At 72.0% G+C, this 6463-nt stretch carries 6 protein-coding genes; 5 read left to right on the forward strand and 1 reads right to left on the reverse strand.

Annotated elements, in window-relative coordinates; all coding sequences use genetic code 11:
- Positions 1-162 precede the first annotated feature (162 nt).
- The 4 genes from ABNT58_RS11595 to ABNT58_RS11610 all read left to right on the forward strand — a co-directional run bounded on the left by ABNT58_RS11595 (position 163) and on the right by ABNT58_RS11610 (position 4561).
- Positions 163-1212 carry a tripartite tricarboxylate transporter substrate binding protein gene (locus tag ABNT58_RS11595; RefSeq protein ID WP_348753631.1) on the forward strand — a complete coding sequence of 350 codons (1050 nt, stop codon included), beginning with the start codon at positions 163-165 and terminating at the stop codon, positions 1210-1212.
- An 80-nt stretch (positions 1213-1292) separates the two neighbouring features.
- The gene (locus ABNT58_RS11600) at positions 1293-2111 is read left to right on the forward strand and encodes an alpha/beta hydrolase (RefSeq protein WP_348753632.1); all 819 of its coding nucleotides are present in this window, start codon (positions 1293-1295) and stop codon (positions 2109-2111) included.
- Positions 2111-4210: an EAL domain-containing protein gene (locus ABNT58_RS11605; protein WP_348753633.1), complete on the forward strand. Its 2100-nt coding sequence runs from the start codon at positions 2111-2113 to the stop codon at positions 4208-4210. The genes ABNT58_RS11600 and ABNT58_RS11605 overlap by 1 nt, the downstream gene beginning before the upstream one ends.
- Positions 4211-4327: 117 nt before the next feature.
- Positions 4328-4561 (forward strand): DUF3606 domain-containing protein, encoded by a 234-nt coding sequence (locus ABNT58_RS11610; RefSeq protein ID WP_348753634.1) that lies wholly within the window; start codon positions 4328-4330, stop codon positions 4559-4561.
- A gap of 22 nt (positions 4562-4583) precedes the next feature.
- Here the strand turns inward: ABNT58_RS11610 and ABNT58_RS11615 are convergent, their stop codons facing one another.
- Entirely contained in the window at positions 4584-5423 is an 840-nt protein-coding gene (locus tag ABNT58_RS11615; protein ID WP_348753635.1) for an alpha/beta hydrolase, read from the reverse strand.
- Positions 5424-5494: 71 nt separating this feature from the next.
- Here ABNT58_RS11615 and ABNT58_RS11620 point away from each other — a divergent pair.
- On the forward strand, positions 5495-6463 hold a 969-nt coding region (locus ABNT58_RS11620; RefSeq protein WP_348753636.1), incomplete at its 3' end, for a DUF1615 domain-containing protein.

Consider the following 6463-nt stretch of genomic DNA (forward strand, 5'->3'; position numbering starts at 1 on the left):
CCGGAACGTCTGCAGGCCTCGCGCCGCCGCGGCGGCTGAACCGCCGTCGCATCGCGCCCGGCGGCGCCTTGCCGCTTTGGCAAGCCGCGCTTGCAGATTCTGCGATTGCCGCGAAGGCAGCGGGTTTCTAGGATGGACCGGTTGCCGCCACCTGCCTGCGCCATGACTGCCCACTTTGCCCGCGTTGCCCAGCCCGCCCACCTTCGGCTTGTGTCGCCGCACCGGCGCCGGCTCTGCACCCTGGCGGCTGGCCTGCTGATGCCATTGGCCGGCAACGTCTGGGCCCAGGCGGCCGGCAGCACGGCGGCTGCGGCATGGCCCATCCGGCCGCTGAAGGTGGTGGTGCCATTTCCACCCGGCGGCGCCACCGACCTGGTGGCACGCACGCTGGCCGACCGGCTGCAGGCGCGCCTGGGCCAGACCGTGGTGGTGGACAACCGGCCGGGCGCCAGCACCACCATCGGTGCCGATGCGGTGGCCAAGGCGCCGGCGGACGGGTACACGCTGCTGGTCTCGGGCTCTTCCACCTACAGCGTGGTGCCGGCGCTCAAGCCCCGGCTGCCCTACGACCCGCGCAAGGCGCTGTCGCTGGTGGGCATCGTGGCCAAGTCGCCGCTGGTGCTGGTGGCCGGTCCCGGCACGCCGGCGCGCACGCTGGCCGAGCTGCTGGCCCAGGCCAAGGCCCAGCCCGGGCAGGTGGGCTATGCCACCTTCGGCCCCGGCTCGGCACCGCACCTGGCCGGCGAGCTGCTGGCGCATGAAGCCGGCGTGCAGCTGCTGGCCGTGCCCTACCGGGGCAGTGCCGCCGCGGTGATGGCGGTGGTGGGCGGCGAAGTGGCCTTTGCCATCGACACCGTGGCCTCGGCCGCGCCGCAGATCCAGGCCGGCAAGCTGCGCGCCCTGGCGGTGCTGAGCCCGCAGCGCGCGCTGGCCTTGCCCGAGGTGCCCACCGTGACCGAGCTCAAGCTGCCCAAGGCCGTGTTCGATGGCTGGCACGGCGTGGCCGTGCCGGCCGGCACACCGCCTGCGGTGCTGGCCAGGCTGTCGGCCGAAGTGGCTGCGGTGATGGCGCTGCCGGAGGTGCGGCAGAAGCTGCTGACCGCCGGGCTGGAGCCCGTGTTCATCGACGCGGCCGGCTTCCAGGCCAAGGTGGCGGCCGAGGTCGAGACATACACCGCCCTCGGCCAGCGCACCGGCATCGTGCTGGACTGAAGGGGCCTTCGACCCTCGGCCGGCCGGGCACCGTGTAACAGTGCTCAATCCCGGCCCCGGCGTTCCGAAGAAGAGGGCCAATGAATGTCCTTGCTCGCCACAACGTGCGCCGCCTCGGCGCCGTGGGTCATCGCCCGCTGGTGTTTGCCCATGGCTACGGCTGCGACCAGCAGGTCTGGCAGCACATCACGCCCGCCTTCGAAGCCGACCACGAGCTGCTGCTGTTCGACTATGTCGGCTCCGGCGGTTCGGACACCTCGGCCTACGACCGGCAGCGCCACGGCAGCCTCGAAGGCCATGCGCGTGACCTGATCGCGCTGTGCGAGGCCGCCGGCCTGCAGCGGCCGGTGCTGGTGGCGCATTCGGTCAGCACCATGGTCGGCGTGCTGGCGGCCCGCCTGCGGCCCGACCTGTTCGAAGGGCTGGCCCTGGTGGCGCCCAACCCCTGCTACATCAACCATCCCGGCTACGTGGGCGGCTTCGAGCGGCACGACGTGGACGACCTGATGGACGTGCTGGACCAGAACTTCTTCTCGTGGGCCCGCATGATGGCGCCGGTGATCATGGGCAACCCCGGGCGGCCCGAGCTGGGCGATGCGCTGGCCAACAGCTTCTGCAGCGTCGACCCCTCCATCGCCCGGCACTTCGCGCGCGTGACCTTCCTGGCCGACCACCGCGCCGACCTGCCGCAGGTGCACACGCCCTGCCTGCTGATGCAGTGCACCGACGATGCACTGGCGCCGCCGGCCGTGGGCGAGTACCTGCAGCACGCGCTGCCGCAGGCCGAACTGGTGCAGCTGGCCGCCACCGGGCATTGCCCGCACCTGAGCGCGCCGGCCGAAACCACCGCGGCGCTGCAGCGCTTCCTGGCCCGCCTGCCCGAACGCGCCGTCGCGTGATGGCGGCCCTGCCCCTGCTGCCCGACAGCGCGCGCTGCGGACACCTCTACACCACGACGGAAGGGCGCATCCTGCGCGCCAATGCGTTGGCGGCGCAGTGGTGCGGCCGGCCGCTGGCCGAGCTGGAAGGCGGGCTGCGGCTGCAGGACGTGCTGGCCCCGGCCAGCCGCATGTTCCACGAGACCCACTATGCGCCGCTGCTGCAGATGCAGGGCTTTGCGCATGAGATCTCGTTCGACCTGCGCGCCCCAGATGGCAGCAGCACGCCGGTGCTGGTCAATGCCCAGGTGGAGCAGGGCGCAGCGGGCGATGAAGCGGCGGTGGTCAGCCTCACGCTGTTCCATGCCCAGGCCACCCGCCGGCACGAGCGTGCCTTGCGCCAGGCCCGGCAAGACGCCGAGCGCAGTGCCGAGCTGCTGGCCGAGCGCCATGCCGAGTTGCAGAACCAGGCCGCGCGCCTGCGCACCACGCTGCAGTCGTTGACCGACGCGGTGATCACCACCGACGTGCAGGGCTGCATCGATGCCTTGAATCCGGCGGCGCTGGTGCTGCTGGGCCTGCCGGAAGCGGACCTGCGCGGCCAGCCTTTCGAGGCCGTGGTGCTGCTGCGCGGCGCGCTGGACCGGCTGCCCCTGAAATCGCCCGCCCAGGAATGCCTGGCCCAGCGTCGCCGGGTGGCCACCACCGCGCCCTGCCTGCTGCAGCGGCATGACGGCGAGCTGCGCCACATCACGCACAGTGCCTCGCCGCTGGCCGATGGCCAGGGCCAGCCCTGCGGCATGGTGTGGGTGGCGCACGACGTGACCGAGCAGCACCGCCAGGCCGAGCTGGTGGCGCGCGAGTTGCGGCAGGACGCCCTCACCGGCCTGATGAACCGCCGCGAGTTCGAGCGCGTGCTCTCGGCCGGCGAGCGCCCGGGCAGGCCGGGGGCCGAGGCGCCGCATGGCGACCTGCTGTGCCATGTGGACCTCGACCAGTTCAAGGTGATCAACGAAACCGTCGGCCATGCGGCCGGCGATGCGCTGCTGCGCGAGATCGGCCGCCTGCTGCAGGCCGGCACGCGGCAAAGCGACGTGGTGGCCCGGCTGGGCGCCGACGAGTTCGGCATCATCCTGGCCGGCTGCAGCCGCGAAGACGGCATCCAGCGCTGCCACATGCTGCGCGAGCAGATCGCGGCGCACTGCTTCGAGTGGCGCGGCCAGCAGCACCGGCTGACCGCCAGCATCGGCATGGCGCCGCTGGACCGCAGCGACGGCAATGCGCTGCGTGCCGCCAGCGATGCCGACGTGGCCTGCCATGCCGCCAAGGAGGCGGGGCGCAACCGCGTGCATTTCGCGGCCGAGGCCGATGCGCAGATCGAAGGCCGCCGCGGCGAGATGCACTGGGTGGCCGAACTGCGCCGGGCGCTGGCCGACAACCGCTTCGTACTGTTCGGCCAGCCCATCGTCAGCACCGCGGCGGTGGGCGATGGCATCTCCCACTGCGAGGTGCTGCTGCGCCTGCGCGGCGACGATGGCCAGCTGGTGCCGCCCTCGCTCTTCATCCCGGCGGCCGAGCGCTACCAGCTGATGGGGGAGCTGGACCGCTGGGTGTTCCGCCATGCGCTGGCCTGGATGGCGGCCACGCCCCACATGCATTGCTCGCTCAACGTGTCGGGCCAGTCGCTGGGCGATGCCACCTTCCTGGCCGATGTGATGGCCTTGTTCGAGCAGCAGGGCGTGGACCCGGCGCGGGTGTGCTTCGAGATCACCGAAACCGCGGCCATCGGCAACCTGGACGCGGCCCACCGCTTCATCGCCGCCTGGCGCGCGCGGGGCGCCCGCTTCGCGCTCGATGATTTCGGCGTCGGCCTGTCGTCCTTCTCGTACCTGCGGCAATTGCAGGTGGACGTGGTCAAGATCGACGGCAGCTTCGTCAAGACCATGGACACCGATGCGCAGAACCGCGCCATCGTCGAGTCCATCCACCGCGTGGCCAGCGTGTGCAAGCTCAAGACGGTGGCCGAATGGGTGGAGAACGCGGCCATCCTCGATGCGCTGCGCGAGATCGGCGTGGACTACGCGCAGGGCTACCACCTGGGCAAGCCCGCGGGGCTGTAGCGGCCCACGGGCGCCTCGCGCGGGCGGGCAACGTCCTACGCGGGCTGCGGTCACCGTCCGGCGGTCAGCCAGGGCGTGGCGGGCGAGGATGTGTGTTCCACCATCCAGGAGAAGCCCATGGCCCAGGACAGCAATGCCGCCGCCGCACAACCCGCCCACATCGACGTGAACAACCCCGCGCAGCTGGCCGAATGGGCGAAGAAGCTCGACGTCACCGACGAGCAGCTGCAGGAAGCCGTGGCCGCCGTCGGCGATCTGGCGCCCGATGTGGAGATGCACCTCAAGGGCACCCGCAGCACCACCAACAGCGAGCGTGTGGTCGCGGCCGGCGCCGCGGGTGGCCAGGGCTGAGCCACTGGCCACGCCCCCGGGCTCAATCGGTGCCCGCAAGGTGCCGTTGGAAGAACCGGCAGGCCCGCTCGATGGCCGGCACCGTGCCCGCGCCATGCGGCACGCCGGGCATCAGCTCGAAGCTGACGTCGATGCCGGCCTGCTGGTAGGAGCGCTGCAGCTGCCGCAGCCGGTCGCCGCGGTGGGCAGCGTGCCGGCTGGCTTCATCGGGCCAGCAGGGGTGGGCCGGCGCGGGGCCGATCTCGTCGGTGCGCGTGTTCAGCTCGCCCACCACCATCTGCACCGGCACGTGGCGCAGCGCGGCCCGGTCCAGCGGCTGGCCGAAGAGAGCCGGCAGGTCGGCCACGCCGCCCCACCAGGGCGCCTGATCGTCCAGCAGCGTCACCTGGCCGGGCGCGCCGATGGCCGGCGCCCGCAGCCGCTGCGGATGCAGCAGAAAGTAGCGCTGCACGAAATGACCGCCGCCCGAATAGCCCTGCAGGAAAAAGCGCTGCGCTTGGCAGCCTGTGTGCTGCGCCACCACGTGCACCATCTCGTTGAGCAGCCGGTCGTAGCGGATGTCGCCTTCGCGCAGGTACTTGTAGCCGTCGGCCTCGCCATCGCCCCGCACGTTGATCGGGAACAGCGGTGCCAGCACCACGCAGCGGTGCCGCTGCCCGAAGTCGCTGAACAGGTCGCGGCATTCCATGAAGTTGCGCAGGCTGTGGTGCACCGTGACCACCAGCCCCGGCGGTGGCTGGCCCGGCGCCGGCGGCGGCACGTACAGGCAGTACGCAAAGCGCAGGTCGTGCGGATGGCTGAACACGCCGGTGCGGCCTTGCAGGCATTGGCGCCAGCGGTCTGTGGGGTGGGTGTGCGTCATGCCGCATTGCGGCAAACCGCCTGCCAGCCCAGGCTGCATGTCGGCCGCCCGCGCCGGGTTGAGAATCGGCCATGACCGCGCCACCTCTTGCATGGACCCTTCACCGCCGGGCCGCGGCCCGTCGGCCCCTTCGCACCGCCGCCTGCCTGCTGGCGGCGCTGTGGCTGGCCGGCTGTGCCACGCCGCCACCGCCGGCCGAGCCCGGCCTGCCGCCCAGCCAGGCACGCGAGTTGGTGCGCCAGCTGCTGCCGCCCCAACTGCCCGATGCCGGCGGCTGGGCCACCGATCTGGTGGCGGCGATGGCCTCGCTGCAGTTGCCCGCCACGCCGGCCCACCTGTGCGCGGCCCTAGCCGTGACCGAACAGGAATCCACCTACCGCGCCGACCCAGCGGTGCCGGGGCTGGGCACCATCGCCTGGCGCGAGATCGAGCGCCAGGCCGGGCAGGCCGGCGTGCCCATGCTGCTGGTGCGTGGCGCGCTGCAGATCAACTCGCCCAACGGCAAGAGCTACGCCGAGCGCATCGACAGCGCCAGAACCGAACGCGAGCTGAGCGAAACCTTCGAAGACCTGATCGGCATGGTGCGGCTGGGGCAGCGCTTTCTGGCCGGCCGCAACCCGGTGCGCACCGGCGGGCCGATGCAGGTGAGCATCGCCTATGCCGAGGCGCATGTGCGGCAGCGGCCGTATCCGTACCCGATGACAGGCAACGTCCGGCACGAGGTGTTCACCCGCCGCGGCGGGCTGTACTTCGGCACCGCCCACCTGCTGGACTATGCGGCCGACTACCCGCAGATGATCTACCGCTTCGCGGACTTCAATGCCGGGCACTGGGCCAGCCGCAATGCGGCTTTCCAGCAGGCGGTGAGCCTGGCGTCGGGCATTCCGCTGGCGCTGGACGGCGACCTGGTGCGGCCCGGCGCCAGCGCCGACGACCCGCCCGGCAGCACCGAGCTGGCGGTGCGCACGCTGGCCGCCCGGCTGGACATGAACAACGCCGCCATCCGCCGCGACCTGGCGCAGGGCGAAGAAGCCGGCTTC

The organism is uncultured Aquincola sp., assembly GCF_964001545.1.
Taxonomy (GTDB): domain Bacteria; phylum Pseudomonadota; class Gammaproteobacteria; order Burkholderiales; family Burkholderiaceae_C; genus Aquincola.

What these genes read in the sequence shown, in the direction of transcription:
- ABNT58_RS11595 (WP_348753631.1), top strand. Translation starts at nt 163, where the DNA reads ATGACTGCCCACTTTGCCCGCGTTGCCCAGCCCGCCCACCTTCGGCTT.
- ABNT58_RS11600 (WP_348753632.1), top strand. Translation starts at nt 1,293, where the DNA reads ATGAATGTCCTTGCTCGCCACAACGTGCGCCGCCTCGGCGCCGTGGGT.
- ABNT58_RS11605 (WP_348753633.1), top strand. Translation starts at nt 2,111, where the DNA reads ATGGCGGCCCTGCCCCTGCTGCCCGACAGCGCGCGCTGCGGACACCTC.
- ABNT58_RS11610 (WP_348753634.1), top strand. Translation starts at nt 4,328, where the DNA reads ATGGCCCAGGACAGCAATGCCGCCGCCGCACAACCCGCCCACATCGAC.
- ABNT58_RS11615 (WP_348753635.1), bottom strand. Translation starts at nt 5,423, where the DNA reads ATGACGCACACCCACCCCACAGACCGCTGGCGCCAATGCCTGCAAGGC.